Below are 14,245 nucleotides of genomic sequence, written 5' to 3'. Positions count from 1 at the left end.
GACGGATGCGGGTGCTGCAGCTGGTGCGGGGAAAGCCGGCAGGTTAGCCAAGGCGAGCCTCATTGAGCGAAGCCTTGCCAGCCTATCCAAGGTCATCCGGGGATCCTAAAGTAGCCCCATGAGCAAATTCTACGATCTCCTGTCCGCCCAGCTCGGGAACGAATTCGACGCCTCCCACCAATATCTGGCGATCGCCGTGTGGTTCGACAACCAGGACCTCCCCCAGCTCGCCAAGCACTTCTACCGGCAGTCCCTTGAGGAGCGCAACCACGCCATGATGCTGGTGCAATACATGCTCGACCGCAACCTGAAAATCACCATTCCGCCGGTCAGCGCGGTCCGCAGCGATTTCGACAACATCCGCGAACCCATTGGCCTGGCCTTGGCGCAGGAGAAGCAGGTCACGGGGCAGATCGAGGCCCTCTTCGCGGCCGCCCGCGCGGAAAACGATGCCTTGGGCGAGCAGTTCATGCTCTGGTTCCTGAAGGAACAGGTTGAGGAAGTCGCCTCCATGACCACCCTGCTCAACATCGCCGAACGCACGGAGAATAATCTCTTCGACATCGAGAACTTCATGGCCCGCGAATCTGTCGGCGACAACGGCCGCCACGATTCGGGCGCGCCGGCGGCGGCAGGCGGCTCCATCTGATCGAAGGGCCCTTCCGGCCGCTGGATCGAAGGAAGTGCGTGCCAAACCAACGACCGCGCCCCGAACGGCCCCGCCCGGCCTACGGCTGGTACATTGCAGCGGCGGCGCTGCTCATCGCCACCCTCGTGTTCGGCTCGACGCTCTACGCCGACCTGCCGGATCCCGTCCCCGTCCACTGGCGTGGGGACGGAACTTCGGATGGCTTTGGCGCCAAGGGCTTCTTCTCGGTCTTCTCCGCGCCGCTGATCGGGCTGGGAATGACCGGTTTCCTGCTGGTCGTCTCGCTCTTCGCCGGGCGCGCCCCGCTCAAGCTGGTTCCGCCCCTGGACCGCGAGGAAGCTGAGCGGCGGGCGCTGGCAGGAGTGCGCGCGAACCTTCGCTTCATGAGCGTGGTGGCCTTCCTGCTGGCCATGGGCACGGCCGGTCTGCTGGCCTACCGCGGGTACCAGCGGGAAACGGCGGCAGTGCCTGCACCCGGCCATAGGTAGGGGCCATAGGTAGGATGGGACCGTGACGATCCCAACCCCCTATGAAGACCTGCTGCGCGACGTCCTGGCCAACGGCACGTCGAAGTCCGACCGGACCGGCACCGGCACCCGGAGTGTTTTCGGCCGCCAGATCCGCTACAACCTGGCGGACGGCTTCCCGCTGATCACCACCAAGCGCGTCCATTTCAAGGGCGTCGCACTGGAACTGCTGTGGTTCCTGCGCGGGGACTCCAATGTGAAATGGCTGCAGGAACGCGGCGTGACGATCTGGAACGCATGGGCCGACGACGACGGCGAGCTGGGTCCCGTCTACGGCGTCCAGTGGCGTTCGTGGCCTACGCCGGACGGCGGCAAGATCGACCAGATCGCCGAACTGGTCCGGAGCCTGAAGGCCAACCCGGATTCACGCCGGCACATCGTCTCCGCCTGGAACGTGGCGGACATCAAGAATATGGCGCTGCCGCCCTGCCACGCTTTCTTCCAGTTCTACGTCGCGGACGGCAAGCTCTCCTGCCAGCTGTACCAGCGCAGCGCAGACATGTTCCTGGGCGTACCGTTCAATATTGCCTCCTATGCGCTGCTGACGCTCATGCTGGCCCAGCAGGTGGACCTGAAGCCGGGGGAATTCATCTGGACCGGCGGCGACTGCCATATCTACGACGACCACGTGGAGCAGGTCACCGAACAGCTCACCCGCGACCCGTACCCCTATCCGCAGCTGCGGATCACCCGACGGCCGGACTCCATCTTCGACTACGAGTTCGAGGACTTTGAAGTGTCCGGTTACCGGCACCACCCTACGATCAAGGCACCGATCGCCGTATGAGCACCCAGCAGAGCACAGCCAGCATCGGCCTGATCTGGGCGCAGACAACCGGCGGGGTCATCGGCGCCGAGGGTGTCCTGCCGTGGCACCTGCCCGAGGACCTGGCACACTTCAAGCGCACCACCCAAGGACATCCGGTGGTCATGGGCCGCCGGACCTGGGAATCCTTTCCGGACAGGTTCCGCCCGCTGCCGGACCGGACCAACATCGTCATCTCGCGCCAGGCGGAACTGACGCCCGCGCTGGAAGCGGCGGGCGCCGTCGTCGTCGGTTCACTGGCGGAGGCGCTGGCAGCCGCCCGGACCAGCCCGGGCGGCGAGGAAATCTGGATCATCGGCGGCGGCCAGATCTTCGATGCCTCCCTGTCCCTGGCTGATACCGCGTCCGTGACCATCATCGACGCCGAGATCGCCGGGGATACCTACGCCCCCGGGCTCGATGCCGGCTGGCGGCTCGGCGAGGCGGAGCCGGCGGGCGGCGGCTGGCAGGAGTCGAAGAACGGACTGCGCTTCCGAATCGAGACCTGGCGGCGCAGTTAAGGGGCGCTGCCGGGAGGCATAGCTAACGGGGGTGGCTGCGCTTAGGATCGGAGGGTGGCCACCATGTTGGAACATGGGGCCAATGGTGTGCCGTCGATTCGAGCGCAGGAGGAACCATGGCTGTTTCCAGGCATCGGACGTCCGGACAGGACGTCCCCAAGGTCGCCCATGGCCATCTTCGGCTGGTCCACGATACGGACCGGGACCGTTATGAACTCTTCCAGAAAGACTCGTTCATCGGCTTCGAAGGTTATGACGTCGGCGAGGACGGCGTCATCACCCTGCTGCATACGATCATCGACGAAAAGTACGGCCGCCAGGGGTATGCGCGTGCCCTGGTGACCCTGATCCTCGAGGACATGCGGGCCAAGGACCAGAAGATGAAGCCCGTGTGCACCTATGTGCAGGGCTACCTGGAGCGGTTCCCGGAGTACAAGGACCTCGTTGCCTGACACCGCCGCCCGCCTGCCGGCTGAAGTGCGCACCCAGCGGCTGGTGCTGCGCCGCTGGCAGGCGTCCGACCTGGTCCCCTTCGCAGCCCTGAACGCGGACTCGGACGTCATGGAGCACTTCCCCTCCACCTTGAGCCGGGCCGAATCCGACGCCATGGTGTCCCGGATCGAGACCGCCTTCGAGACGCGGGGCTACGGCCTCTGGGCCGTCTGCCTGAGGCAGGACCCTGGCCGGGAGGAGTTTCTCGGCTTCACCGGGCTGACGAATCCGACGTTCAGGCCGGAGTGGGACGAACCGCCGCAGGAGAGCCCTCCGGTGGAGGTCGGCTGGCGGTTCAAACGCTCTGCCTGGGGCCATGGCTACGCCACCGAGGCTGCGCGCGCCGCCGTCGGATTCGGCTTCGCCGCGCTGGGGCTGCGGGAGATTTTGAGCTTCACCACCGTAGGCAATATCCGCTCCCAGGCGGTGATGAAGCGGCTGGGCATGCGGTTCGGCGAGTTCTACGACCATCCCATCCCGGGCGGCGCTCCCCTCCCCTCCGTCCTGTACCGACTGGCAGCCAAGCTGACCTGCCGCCGTCGTAATCAGCCTCACGACGGCCGGTCCGTGACCTCCCGTAAAATGAAGTGCATGACTCTTTCTGCAGCTGCCACAAACGCGTCCCCTGGCTCCGCCCCTTCCGTCGGCCTGGTGGGGTGGCGCGGCATGGTCGGCTCCGTCCTCATGCAGCGCATGCAGGACGAAGGCGACTTCGACCTGATCAACCCCGTCTTCTTCTCCACCTCGAATGCCGGAGGTGCCGCCCCCGCGTTCGCCGGTGATGCCGGCACGCTGGAGAATGCCTACGACGTCGAGACACTGGCCAAGCTGCCGATCATCGTGACCGCCCAGGGCGGCGACTACACCTCTGAGGTCTTCCCCAAGCTGCGCGACGCCGGCTGGGACGGCATCTGGATCGACGCCGCCTCCACGCTCCGCATGGCCGAGGATGCGATCATCGCCCTGGACCCGGTCAACCGCGACGTCATCGACGCCGGCCTGTCCAGCGGCATCCGCAACTTCATCGGCGGCAACTGCACTGTCTCCTGCATGCTGATGGGCCTGGGCGGGCTGTTCCGCAACGGCCTGGTCGAGTGGGGCACTTCCATGACCTACCAGGCGGCCTCCGGCGGCGGTGCCCGCCACATGCGCGAACTGCTCAACCAGTTCGGTTCCCTCAACGGCGCCGTGGCGAAGCAGCTGGCCGATCCCTCCTCCGCAATCCTGGAGATCGACCGCAAGGTGCTGGCCCAGCAGCGGAACCCGGAACTGGACGCTTCCCAGTTCGGTGTGCCGCTGGCCGGATCCGTCATTCCATGGATCGACAAGGACCTGGGCAACGGCCAGTCCAAGGAAGAATGGAAGGCCGGCGCGGAAACCAACAAGATCCTCGGCCTGGACGCCGCGGACAAGGGCCGGATCCCCTTCGACGGCCTGTGCGTGCGCATCGGCGCCATGCGCTCCCACTCCCAGGCGCTGACCCTCAAGCTCACCGAGGACCTGTCGGTGGCCGAAATCGAGCGGCTCATCGACGCGGACAACGAGTGGGCCAAGGTGGTGCCCAACACCAAGGAGGCCACCATGGAACAGCTCACCCCCGTGGCGGTCAGCGGCACGCTCGAGATTCCGGTCGGGCGCATCCGTAAGCTGGAGATGGGCCCGGAGTACATCAGCGCGTTCACCATCGGTGACCAGCTCCTGTGGGGCGCGGCTGAACCGCTGCGCCGCATGCTGCGGATCGCCACGGGCAACCTGTAGCCGGCACGTGGCCATGATGGGCGGAAACCAGCAGCACGACGTCGTTATTATCGGTGGCGGCGCGGCCGGCCTCAGCGCCGCCATCGTCCTGGGCCGGATGCGGGTTTCCGTGCTCCTCATCGACGCCGGCCAGCCGCGCAACGCCGCTGCCGGGCACTCCCACGGCTTCCTGACCCGCGACGGTGCCGCGCCGGCGGAACTGGCCACCATCGGCCGGACCGAAGCTGGGCGCTACGGGGCAGATTTCCTGGTCGACGCCGTCACCGGGCTGGAGCGGACCGGCGGCGGCTTCCGCGTTACGGTGGCCAACCACGATGCCGTCACTGCCGGCCGCGTCATCGTCGCCACCGGGGCGGTGGACCAGGTGCCGGATCTCCCGGGACTGCGGGACGTCTGGGGCAGGGCGGCCATCCACTGCCCGTACTGCCACGGCTGGGAGTACCGGGACCGCGGCACTGTGGTCTGGATTGCCGCCGAAGTCGACGTCCACAAGGCGCTGATGGCCACTCAGTTCACGGACCGGCTGACGCTGGTCATCGAGGATCCGGGCGGCTCTCCGGTCAGCGACGAGCAGCGCCGCCAACTGCTCGCCGCGGGCGCGCACCTGGTGGATGGCCCCGTCCAGGAGCTGGTCCTCGACGGCGGAACGCTGACTGGGGTGCGCACCCCCGGCGGTGTGGTCCCGGCCGAGGTCTTCTACACCAGCCCGCCTGTGCGGCCCCGGGATGCCCTGCTGCGCGGCCTGGATGCTGCCATACGGGACCTGCCGACCTGCGATATCCAGGTAGTCGACGTAGATGAAGAAGGCCGGACCTCGGTGCCCGGGCTGTGGGCGGCCGGAAATGTGGCCGATCCGAGTACGCAGATTATCCAGGCTGCGGCGGCTGGCAGCACGACGGCGCAGGCGATCTTTACCGAGATCCTGGCCGAACGCCTCAAGGCGGCGGACCCCGCCTGAAACTGTCACCGGCGGCTGCCAGAATCCTGCCATGGAAACTCCAGCAGCAGACCAAGTCCTCCGACACTTCCTGACCGTTTCCGCTCAGGGCAAGCAGGCCCGCACCGTGGCGCGCTACCGGCGGATTGACACGCACCTAAGGCAGTTCCTCGAAATCGAGGGGCCGCGGTTCCTGGAGCCGCCGCAGGAACGGCTGCTCGCGCTGGAACGGGATGTGGATCCGAACGGCGCCTTCTGCCGGCTTTTCTATGCCGAGGACATGGTCTTCGCCCTGCCAGCGTTCCTGCGGGAGCCCTGGCTGGTGCTCGAGGCCGGCGAGCGCCGGACGCAGATCAGCCAGGTGTCCCGGCTGGTGCACTGGATCTGCAGCCACGGACTGATCGACCACCAATGGTACAGCTGCGCACTGATCGAAACGCGCATAGCGGTCGAACAGGCACGCCAGGGATACACCACGGATCCCCGGCTCGGGCCCAGAGGAACAGATCCGGGAGGAACCGGGCCGGGGCTGTCCGGGCCGGGATGCGGGCATGTCCGCTCAGGCGCGGACTAAAGCGCGCAACCGATCAGCAGGGGTTCGGGAACCAGCCGGATGCCGAAGGTGCCGGCCACACCGTCCCGGACGGTGCGGGCGATCGCCACGACATCAGCCGCGGTAGCCTCGCCGCGGTTGCTGATGGCCAGCGTATGCTTCGTGGACAGCGAGGCCCGTCCGCCGGCCACGGAAAAGCCATCGATCCGGCGGCCGGACACCGTGGCGGCCGTGCCTTCGAGGCCGAAGCCCTTGCTGAAGCCTGCTCTGTCGATCAGCCAGGCGGCACTGAGCTTCACCATGCCGTCGGCGCCCGCCGGATACCGCGGGGCGTCATCCGGCAGGTCCGCTGCGGCCGCATGGTCGAGGATCGGGTTGGTGAAGAAGGATCCGGTGCTGAAGGTGTCCCGGTCCGACTCGTCGTGGACCATGCCCTTGGAGGCGCGCAGCCGCAGCACCTCGCGGCGCACATCGTTGGAGTAGGCGCGCTGGCCCGGTTCCACGCCGAGGGCCTTGGCGAGTTCGGCGTAGCGGATCGGCGCGCTCATGCGGCCCAGACCCAGCTGGAAATCCACGGTCAGCACCACAAAGCGCGGCGAACCGTCGACCGTGGTCTGCTTCAGCATGGAGTCGCGGTAGCCGAATTTCAGCTCGAAGTTGGTGAAGGTCTTCACGGCGTTCGCTTCGCGGTCCCAGGTCCGGATGCTCGCAATGGTCTGGGACACGTCGGCTCCGTAGGCGCCGACATTCTGCACCGGGGTGGCACCGGTCAGCCCGGGGATGCCGGAAAGCGCCTCGAGACCGGACCAGGCGTGCAGAACGGTGGAGCGCACCAGTTCATCCCACGGCTGTCCCGCCTGGACGCGGAGGAAGACGCCCCCGCAGGTCGCGTCGTCGTCGTTGACCGTGTAGCCGGTGGTGGCGATCCGCAGCACTGTACCGGGCCAGCCGTCGTCGGAAATGACCAGGTTGGAGCCGCCGCCGAGGATCAGCAGCTGCTCCCCGGCCGCGTCCGCTTCCAGGACCGCCTCGATGATCTGCGCTTCGGTGGTCGCTTCGATGAATTTTCCGGCCGGCCCGCCGACCCCCACGGTGGTCAGCGGGCCCAGCTGCGTCCCGACAGTCGTATCCTGTGTGCTCACTGTTTCAGGCTACGCGATCCGGACCACGGCCTGGGCCTTCACCAGGACCTTCTGCCCCGCGGCCGTAACCGCCAGGTCCACGCGGGCGGTCGAATTCTCCGGATCCAGGGCTCCGATCACGCCGGCGACTTCGATCACGGCACCGGCGGCCGCCTGGTCGCCGGTGGTATCTTCGACAACCACCGGCTTGGTGAAGCGTGTCTGGTAGTCGACGACGGCGGCAGGATCGCCGATCCAGTCCGTCACCAGCTGGACGGCCGCCCCCATGGTGAACATGCCGTGCGCGATGACCCCCGGCAGCTCCACCTGCCGGGCGAAGGCCTCGTTCCAGTGGATGGGATTGAAGTCACCGGAAGCGCCGGCGTATTTCACCAGGTCCTGGCGGGTCACCTGGATGCTGGTCCGGCCGATCTCCTGTCCCACGGCCAGGTCTGCCAGCCTGAGGGACTGCTGCTGTTCACTCACTGGCCTTCTCCTCGCACCAGAATCGATGACGTCGTCGTGGCGACCTTTTCGCCGTCGACCGTGGAAATCTCGGCGCGGGTGGTGATCATGGCGCCGCCTCCCATCCCACGGACCTGATCCACATGCAGTTCCGCGACCAGTTCGTCGCCGGCGATGATCGGCCGGTGATGCGTGAACCGCTGGTCTGCGTGGACCACGCGGGAGAAATCAATGCCCGCCCCGGGGTCCTCGATCAGCTGCGCGTCCGCCTGCTGCGCGACGATGATGGCGAAAGTCGGCGGTGCCACCAGATCCGCATGGCCGAGCGCATTGGCCGCATCGACGTCGTAATGGGCCCGATGGGTGGCCTTGACTGCCCGGGCGAATTCCCGGATCTTTTCGCGGCCGACGCTGTAGACGTCGCCAGCCGGGTACCGGCGGCCGGCCAAGTCCGGATTAATAGGCATGGAACTCCTCGATCTGCGGTGCAGGATTCCCCTCAAGCCTACCGCCGCTCCCCGCCTCCTCCGGCAGCACAGCGAGCCAACCACTGTATGATGGATTGATAAATCCATCATTTGCGTGCCCTCCGGCCGCATGGGAGTCAGGGGACCCAAAAAGCGATGACTGCACTGCCCACGCCTCATCAGCCGCTGTATGAGATCAAGGCCAACTTGTTCAAGGGCCTGGCCCATCCCATGAGGATCCGCGTCCTCGAACTGCTGGCCGCGGCGCCGGAGCAGACCGCTCCGGTGAGCTACCTCCTCGCAGAAACAGGGATGGAGGCCTCCCACCTGTCCCAGCACCTGGCCACCCTCCGCCGCCACGGCGTGGTCACCGCCACCCGGACGGGCAACGCGGTCGATTACCGGCTCGCCCACCCCAAGATCGCCGAACTGCTGGCGATCGCACGCGTCTTCCTGGTCGACACCCTGGCCAGGTCGCAGGATCAGCTGGCCGCAGCCCGCCTGCTCAGCGAGCCGGACAGCACAGAGCGGCAGGCATGAGCACAGCAGCACGCTGGCATACTGCCGCCGCACGCTTCCTGCCCAACCGGGACGATTACGCCGCCCTGAAGTCATCATGGCGGGTGGACCTGACCGCCGGCATCACCGTCGGCATCGTGGCCCTTCCCCTGGCGCTGGCCTTCGGTGTCAGCTCGGGCGTCGGGGCTGCGGCAGGGCTGATCACCGCCATCGTCGCCGGACTGGTCGCCGCCGTGATGGGCGGGTCGAATGTGCAGGTCTCCGGACCGACCGGCGCCATGGTCGTCGTGCTGGCGCCGATCGTGGCGCAGTACGGCGTCGGCACCATGGCACTGGTCAGCATCATGGGGGGCCTGCTCGTCCTGCTGCTCGGCCTGTCCCGCCTGGGCCGGGCCGTGGCCTACATCCCCTGGCCCGTAGTGGAGGGGTTTACTCTCGGCATCGGGACGATCATCTTCCTCCAGCAGGTGCCGCTGGCCACGGGCACAGCCAGCGAACCCGGCCACAATACCGCCGTCGCCGCCTGGGAAGCGGCAGCTTCGGCCAGCTGGCCGACCGTCGGGCTCACCCTCGGCCTGGTGGCGCTGGTGGCACTGATCGTGCTCCTGGCCCCCTCAGTCCACAAGTCGCTGCCGGGCAGCCTGATCGGCGTCGTCGTCGCGACCGTCGCCGCCGAACTGCTCAAGCTGGAGGTGCCGCGGATCGGCGAGCTGCCGGATTCCCTTCCGGCGCCGTCACTGCCCGCGTTCGACGCCGGACTGGCCGGCACGCTGCTGATGCCCGCGGTCGCCGTCGCGGTGCTGGCCGCCATCGAATCCCTGCTCTCAGCCCGCGTCGCGGCCGGACTGACAGGCCCCGATGGGAAAGGCACCGGAACCTACAATCCCGACCGCGAGCTCACCGGCCAGGGCCTGGCCTCGATTGCCGCCGGCCTGTTCGGCGGCATGCCCGCCACCGGAGCCATCGCCCGTACCGCCGTCAATGTACGCAGCGGAGCCAAGACCCGGTTCGCCTCGATCGTCCATGCCCTGGTACTGCTGCTGGTGGTCTACGTCGCCGCGGGCCTGGTCTCCCGGATTCCGCTGGCCGCCCTGGCAGGTGTGCTCATGGTGACCGCCACCCGCATGGTCTCCCGGCACACCATGGCCGCCATCCTCCGGTCCACCCGTGCGGATGCAGCTGTCTTCATCCTGACCGCACTCATTACCGTGGCCTTCGACCTGATCGTGGCGATCCAGATCGGACTGGTGGCCGCCGCGTTCTTTACCCTGCGGCAGTTTGCGCAGCTTTCCGGAGTGCGGCGGGAGGACATCCCCGGCAAAGCGCATCCGGGCGACGAGCACATCGCCGTCTTCCGCCTGGACGGGGCCATGTTCTTCGGTGCGGCGGAACGGGTCCTGCAGGAGATCGGACGGGTCCGCGACATCGAAGTCGCCATCATCCGGCTCTCCCACCTGCGCCTGCTGGACGCCACCGGTGCCCACGCCCTGGTGGAAATCATCAGCGAACTGGAACAGCGCGGCATCACTGTGCTGCTCAAGGGAGTCCAGCCGGAGCACTTGCAGCTCGTCACGAATGTGGGCGTCATCCGATCGCTGCGCCACCACCGGCACCTGTTCGAGGACCTGCCCGCCGCCATCGAGCACGCGCGCAGCCATGTAGCGCGCAATGCCGCAGCCCGGGTGGGAGGATAGAACCATGAGGCCCGCAGACAACGGCACCCCGTCCAGTGACCTGCCACCGGGAAACGGCCGCAGGGATCCCTTTGGCTTCCGCACCGGCGTGCGCAGCACGGGGGTGGCCGAAGCCTTTGCCGTGCTGATCTTTGTGCTGGCTACGGCGCTCGTGGTCTACGGCGTCGTAACGTTCGCCGCCACCGGCCAATGGGGCCTTGTAGTGGTCATGGTGCTGCTGGAGGCCGCTTTCGCGGCCGGTTTCGGAGCACTGATCCACATGGCGCGGCAGCGCCGGAAGTAAGCACGACGGCGGCACCCGGCTGCTCAGCGGCCGTGGCCCGCCCGCTGCTCCCGCTGGCGACGCTTCATGTCCCGGGCCCGCACCACCAGCCCGGCGACGTGGGCGGCGAGACCCAGCCCAATGATGGGCATCCCCAGCAGCATGAGTTCCTGGACGCGGACGTTGGCGCCGATGATGGCCACGATAATCCCCAGGCCGGTCAGGGCCATCGCGGAAATCACGAGGATCCGGTAGAGCGGTGATCCGTTGTCCCAGGGCGTATTGAGCATAGGTCCAGAATACCGGGCGGGCCTACGCAGTCTGGCCGGAGTGCCGGCCTTCGGCGATTTCCTCCAGCAGTTTGGCGTTGAAGGCCTCCAGATCCCCGGGATGGCGGCTGGTCACCAAGCCCTGGTCCACCACCACTTCCTGGTCCACCCAGTCGGCGCCGGCATTCTTCAGGTCGGTCTTCAGCGTATGGTAGGACGTCAGCTTGCGCCCGCTGACCGCACCGGCTTCGATGAGGATCCAGGGCCCGTGGCAGATGGCGGCCACCGGCTTGTGGCCGGCGAAGAACGCTCGGGTGAACTCCACCGCGTCACGGTCCACCCGGAGGTGGTCCGCATTCACTACGCCGCCGGGCAGGACCAGCGCATCATAGTCATCCGCCTTGGCCTCGCTGACGGCGATATCGACGTCGAAGCTGTCCGCGGGATCGGTCCCCTTGAAACCCTTCAGGGTTCCGGTTTCGGGTGCCACCAGGACGGGCGTGCCGCCGGCCTGCTTGATGGCTTCCCAGGGGCTGGTCAGCTCCACCTGCTCCACCCCGTCGGTCAACAGAAAGGCGATCTTCTTGCCGGAAATATTCTGTATGGACATGCTTCCTCCCAAAGTCAGAGCGTGGATGTCTTGCAATCCCAGCCTAGGAACAGGGGGGACTGCTAAGCAAGCTGAGCATTCCAGGACGCGGGGCGCTTGCCAGGTCCTTGGCTCCGTTCCCTTTTCCGGCTTCCGGGCGTAACGTGCCTGATAACGTGCCGGTCACCGAGGCACGCTGCCCACCATCTGAGACAGAGGCCAGCCATGAGTGATTTCCGGGTTTACTCAGACGCCGAAAAGGCCAGTTATGTGGCTCCCAAATGCGAGCTCTGCGGCCAGCACCGGCATATCCGCTGGAAGGAGCAGGAATCGGCGGACGGCAAGCGCTGGATCCCCAGGGACGCGGGGTGCAGCAATGAGGCCTGCCCTGATTACCGCTGACCGCGGATCCGTTCAGCCGCGCCTCGTTCCATATAGTCCAATGATGCCTTCTCCCTGCGCGGAGACGGTGGGACGATAGCTGCATGAGCGAAAAGGCCTCCGCGGCCGCTCATGCTTTCCCGCACCGCGGCTGGGGACAAACCTGCACGGCGCGTCGAAGCGGCAAAGGGATCATCAGGCCATCAGAACCTATCCGCCATCCTTTCCCGGTTCTGCACAATATCCGGCGGTGAAAACATGCAGGGAACGAACCCTGTGGAACGCGTCCAATCCGAAGGTTCCGGTGCCACCGCGGCAATGCTTCCGGCCGGTGCCCTGACGGAAATTCTTCAGCCGCGGAGCGTCCCGCCGCACTGGCCGGGGGCCGTTGCCGTCCGGCGGACCCTGCCGAACCGCCGGAGGTTCCTCCTCGGCCCGTGGTGCCTGGCCGACTTTTTTGGGCCGGAGGATGTCTCCGTCACAGGGGTGCAGTCACCCCCGCACCCGCACATCGGTACACAATCGTTCAATTGGCTTTTCAGCGGAGAACTCGAGCACTGGGACAGCGCCGGCAACCATGCCGTGGTCCGCCCCGGCGAGCTCAACCTCATGTCCGCCGGAAGCGGTATCTGCCATTCGGAGGCAGCCACCGGCGGCAACGCCGTGCTGCAGGGAGTCCGGCTCTGGATTGCCCTGCCCTCGGTTGCACGGTTCACGGACCCCGGCCTTGCCCGGTATATCCCGCCTGTCACCGCCGGAGACGGGTATGAGGCGCGGGTGCTGCTGGGCTCCCTATTCGGAAGCTCCTCCCCCGTCCGGACATTTTCGCCCCTCCTGGGAGCCGAAATCCGCCTCGGTCCGGATGCGGAAGTGCAGCTGGCGGCGGAAGCGGCCTTCGAATACGGGGTACTTGTCGCCAGCGGCAGTCTCAGCTGCAACGGAACTACGCTCATGCCCAACGAGTTGGGATTCCTGCCGGCCGGAACCGAGTCCATCGCGTTGTCCGCCCTGGGCCGCCAGCCTGCACTGATCGTGGTCCTGGGCGGCAGGCCACTAGGCGAGCCCATCGTCATGTGGTGGAACTTCGTTGGCCGCTCACACGAGGAAATCGCCGACGCCCGCTCCGACTGGGAGGAACAGATCGGCGGGGAGCCCTTCTCCCCCACCCCGCTGGGTCAGCGCCCGGCAAGGTTCGGGAGCATCGCCGGAAACAGGCTCGCGCCGCTGCCTGCCCCACACCTGCCGCCGTCCCGGCTCCGCCGCCACGCCTGACCCCGCGGAGTCCCGGTTCAAAGTGTCTAACGGATGAGGCGGACGGTTGCCATGGACCTCCTGGACGGAATCAGTATTGACTGGTTCACATCCATCACCTGGCTGCTCGCGATCGCGGTGTTTCTGCTGATGTTCTTTTGGCACCCCCGGAAACTGCACTGGGCAGCCCTTGGCTCTGTGACCGTGTTCATGACGTCCAGTGCCGGCGTCGGGGTTTATGTGGTGTCTCGTCCGAACGACCCGCGCTGGTCCGGCACTGAAACCCTGACTGCGCCATCGTTGTCAGATACTCCGGTGATCGGGCGGTTCATGGAGCCGCTCGACACATTCCTGGGCAGCGTGGTGGGCGGCATCAATGATCTGCGCGCCTTCCAGAACGCTCTTCCCGTGGCCTTCGAGTTTTTCACCATGGCGGGGTGGGCTGTGCTCACTGCCGTACCCCTGGCATTCTTCGCGATGTTGGCCAGCGCTGCCGAGTACAGGCGAAGAAAGGCAGAAGTCACCAGGTACAAGAGCATCGTGGAGGAACTCCAGAAGCAGCTCGATGATGTCAAACGGTTCATAAACTACCCGCCGGCCTCCGAATCGAGCGAAGACGACGATCAGGGCACCTCGTTAAGTGACGACAGCCAATTCCATGCTCGCCGCGGTCGCGGAGCTGTAAACCGCCGTTAACGGGACAACCCGGATCGCGTTTCCCACCTGTCCGTCGGCTGTCACTTACCCGTCATGTTTTCTAAGTCCTGCAAGGGGCTCTTGAGGGACAACCGCCGATAACAGCGCATATGTCTCGTTGCCGGTCGGTATCAGTTGGTGGCCGGCCCGTCGGCGTAGCTCCCCCGGGTGTCCCGTCTCATCTAAGTTAGATGAGACAGCGGTCCAGGGGCGCTGCCGCGCCGTGGGGGTTGAAAGTCTGCCCGTCGCGTTCCGGGGATCCGTGGAGGCCTGACGGGACAGCGGAGGC

At 66.6% G+C, this 14,245-nt stretch carries 18 protein-coding genes and 1 pseudogene; 14 read left to right on the top strand and 5 right to left on the bottom strand.

What is annotated here, in order from left to right:
* The first annotated feature begins 118 nt into the window (after positions 1–118).
* The 9 genes and pseudogenes from AC5RWU_RS05425 (at position 119) to AC5RWU_RS05385 (ending at position 6,263) form a co-directional block, all read left to right on the top strand.
* A complete protein-coding gene (locus AC5RWU_RS05425; RefSeq protein WP_494030070.1) occupies positions 119–649 on the top strand; it encodes a ferritin in 531 nt (176 codons plus the stop codon).
* Between the two features lie 38 nt (positions 650–687).
* Entirely contained in the window at positions 688–1,137 is a 450-nt protein-coding gene (locus tag AC5RWU_RS05420; RefSeq protein WP_494030069.1) for a DUF1648 domain-containing protein, read from the top strand.
* Positions 1,138–1,159: 22 nt separating this feature from the next.
* The gene (locus AC5RWU_RS05415) at positions 1,160–1,963 is read left to right on the top strand and encodes a thymidylate synthase (RefSeq protein WP_494030068.1); all 804 of its coding nucleotides are present in this window, start codon (positions 1,160–1,162) and stop codon (positions 1,961–1,963) included.
* The gene (locus tag AC5RWU_RS05410) at positions 1,960–2,502 is read left to right on the top strand and encodes a dihydrofolate reductase (protein WP_494030067.1); all 543 of its coding nucleotides are present in this window, start codon (positions 1,960–1,962) and stop codon (positions 2,500–2,502) included. Before AC5RWU_RS05415 ends, AC5RWU_RS05410 begins: the two co-directional genes overlap by 4 nt.
* Positions 2,503–2,618: 116 nt before the next feature.
* Positions 2,619–2,954, top strand: coding sequence for a GNAT family N-acetyltransferase (locus tag AC5RWU_RS05405; protein WP_494030066.1), 336 nt, complete (start codon positions 2,619–2,621; stop codon positions 2,952–2,954).
* Positions 2,902–3,432: pseudogene (locus AC5RWU_RS05400) on the top strand (GNAT family N-acetyltransferase); the annotation flags it as partial. The gene AC5RWU_RS05405 and the pseudogene AC5RWU_RS05400, both read left to right, overlap by 53 nt.
* A 153-nt stretch (positions 3,433–3,585) precedes the next feature.
* A complete protein-coding gene (gene asd / locus AC5RWU_RS05395) occupies positions 3,586–4,752 on the top strand; it encodes an aspartate-semialdehyde dehydrogenase (protein WP_494030195.1) in 1,167 nt (388 codons plus the stop codon).
* Between the two features lie 13 nt (positions 4,753–4,765).
* Complete coding sequence (locus AC5RWU_RS05390; protein ID WP_494030065.1) at positions 4,766–5,710, top strand: NAD(P)/FAD-dependent oxidoreductase; 945 nt, start codon at positions 4,766–4,768, stop codon at positions 5,708–5,710.
* A 31-nt stretch (positions 5,711–5,741) separates the two neighbouring features.
* Positions 5,742–6,263 carry a hypothetical protein gene (locus AC5RWU_RS05385; protein WP_494030064.1) on the top strand — a complete coding sequence of 174 codons (522 nt, stop codon included), beginning with the start codon at positions 5,742–5,744 and terminating at the stop codon, positions 6,261–6,263.
* Here the strand turns inward: AC5RWU_RS05385 and AC5RWU_RS05380 are convergent.
* The 3 genes from AC5RWU_RS05380 to AC5RWU_RS05370 are packed head-to-tail and all read right to left on the bottom strand — an operon-like array spanning position 6,260 to position 8,295.
* The gene (locus AC5RWU_RS05380) at positions 6,260–7,384 is read right to left on the bottom strand and encodes a UDP-N-acetylmuramate dehydrogenase (RefSeq protein WP_494030063.1); all 1,125 of its coding nucleotides are present in this window, start codon (positions 7,382–7,384) and stop codon (positions 6,260–6,262) included. The genes AC5RWU_RS05385 and AC5RWU_RS05380 overlap by 4 nt on opposite strands.
* 9 nt (positions 7,385–7,393) lie before the next feature.
* The gene (locus tag AC5RWU_RS05375) at positions 7,394–7,849 is read right to left on the bottom strand and encodes a MaoC family dehydratase (RefSeq protein WP_494030062.1); all 456 of its coding nucleotides are present in this window, start codon (positions 7,847–7,849) and stop codon (positions 7,394–7,396) included.
* Positions 7,846–8,295 (bottom strand): FAS1-like dehydratase domain-containing protein, encoded by a 450-nt coding sequence (locus AC5RWU_RS05370; RefSeq protein WP_494030061.1) that lies wholly within the window; start codon positions 8,293–8,295, stop codon positions 7,846–7,848. Before AC5RWU_RS05370 ends, AC5RWU_RS05375 begins: the two co-directional genes overlap by 4 nt.
* A 156-nt stretch (positions 8,296–8,451) precedes the next feature.
* On the opposite strand from AC5RWU_RS05370, the gene AC5RWU_RS05365 reads away from it, so the two are divergent.
* The 3 genes from AC5RWU_RS05365 to AC5RWU_RS05355 are packed head-to-tail and all read left to right on the top strand — an operon-like array spanning position 8,452 to position 10,791.
* Positions 8,452–8,835: an ArsR/SmtB family transcription factor gene (locus AC5RWU_RS05365; protein ID WP_494030060.1), complete on the top strand. Its 384-nt coding sequence runs from the start codon at positions 8,452–8,454 to the stop codon at positions 8,833–8,835.
* Positions 8,832–10,508 carry a SulP family inorganic anion transporter gene (locus AC5RWU_RS05360; protein ID WP_494030059.1) on the top strand — a complete coding sequence of 559 codons (1,677 nt, stop codon included), beginning with the start codon at positions 8,832–8,834 and terminating at the stop codon, positions 10,506–10,508. The genes AC5RWU_RS05365 and AC5RWU_RS05360 overlap by 4 nt, the downstream gene beginning before the upstream one ends.
* A 4-nt stretch (positions 10,509–10,512) precedes the next feature.
* Positions 10,513–10,791, top strand: a complete 279-nt coding sequence (locus AC5RWU_RS05355; protein ID WP_494030058.1) for a hypothetical protein — start codon at positions 10,513–10,515, stop codon at positions 10,789–10,791.
* Positions 10,792–10,814: 23 nt separating this feature from the next.
* On the opposite strand, the gene AC5RWU_RS05350 is transcribed toward AC5RWU_RS05355, so the two are convergent.
* On the bottom strand, positions 10,815–11,060 hold the full coding sequence (locus AC5RWU_RS05350) for a hypothetical protein (protein ID WP_494030057.1): 246 nt from the start codon (positions 11,058–11,060) through the stop codon (positions 10,815–10,817).
* A 22-nt stretch (positions 11,061–11,082) separates the two neighbouring features.
* Positions 11,083–11,649 (bottom strand): type 1 glutamine amidotransferase domain-containing protein, encoded by a 567-nt coding sequence (locus AC5RWU_RS05345; RefSeq protein WP_494030056.1) that lies wholly within the window; start codon positions 11,647–11,649, stop codon positions 11,083–11,085.
* Positions 11,650–12,285: 636 nt separating this feature from the next.
* Here AC5RWU_RS05345 and AC5RWU_RS05340 point away from each other — a divergent pair.
* The gene (locus tag AC5RWU_RS05340; RefSeq protein ID WP_494030054.1) at positions 12,286–13,281 is read left to right on the top strand and encodes a pirin family protein; all 996 of its coding nucleotides are present in this window, start codon (positions 12,286–12,288) and stop codon (positions 13,279–13,281) included.
* Between the two features lie 51 nt (positions 13,282–13,332).
* The gene (locus AC5RWU_RS05335) at positions 13,333–13,956 is read left to right on the top strand and encodes a hypothetical protein (protein WP_494030053.1); all 624 of its coding nucleotides are present in this window, start codon (positions 13,333–13,335) and stop codon (positions 13,954–13,956) included.
* The last annotated feature ends 289 nt before the right edge of the window (positions 13,957–14,245 follow it).

Source organism: Arthrobacter sp. B0427-1-12 (genome assembly GCF_059092905.1).
Note: the sequence above shows the minus strand (reverse complement) of the source record. Positions and strands in the feature narration are given on the sequence as shown.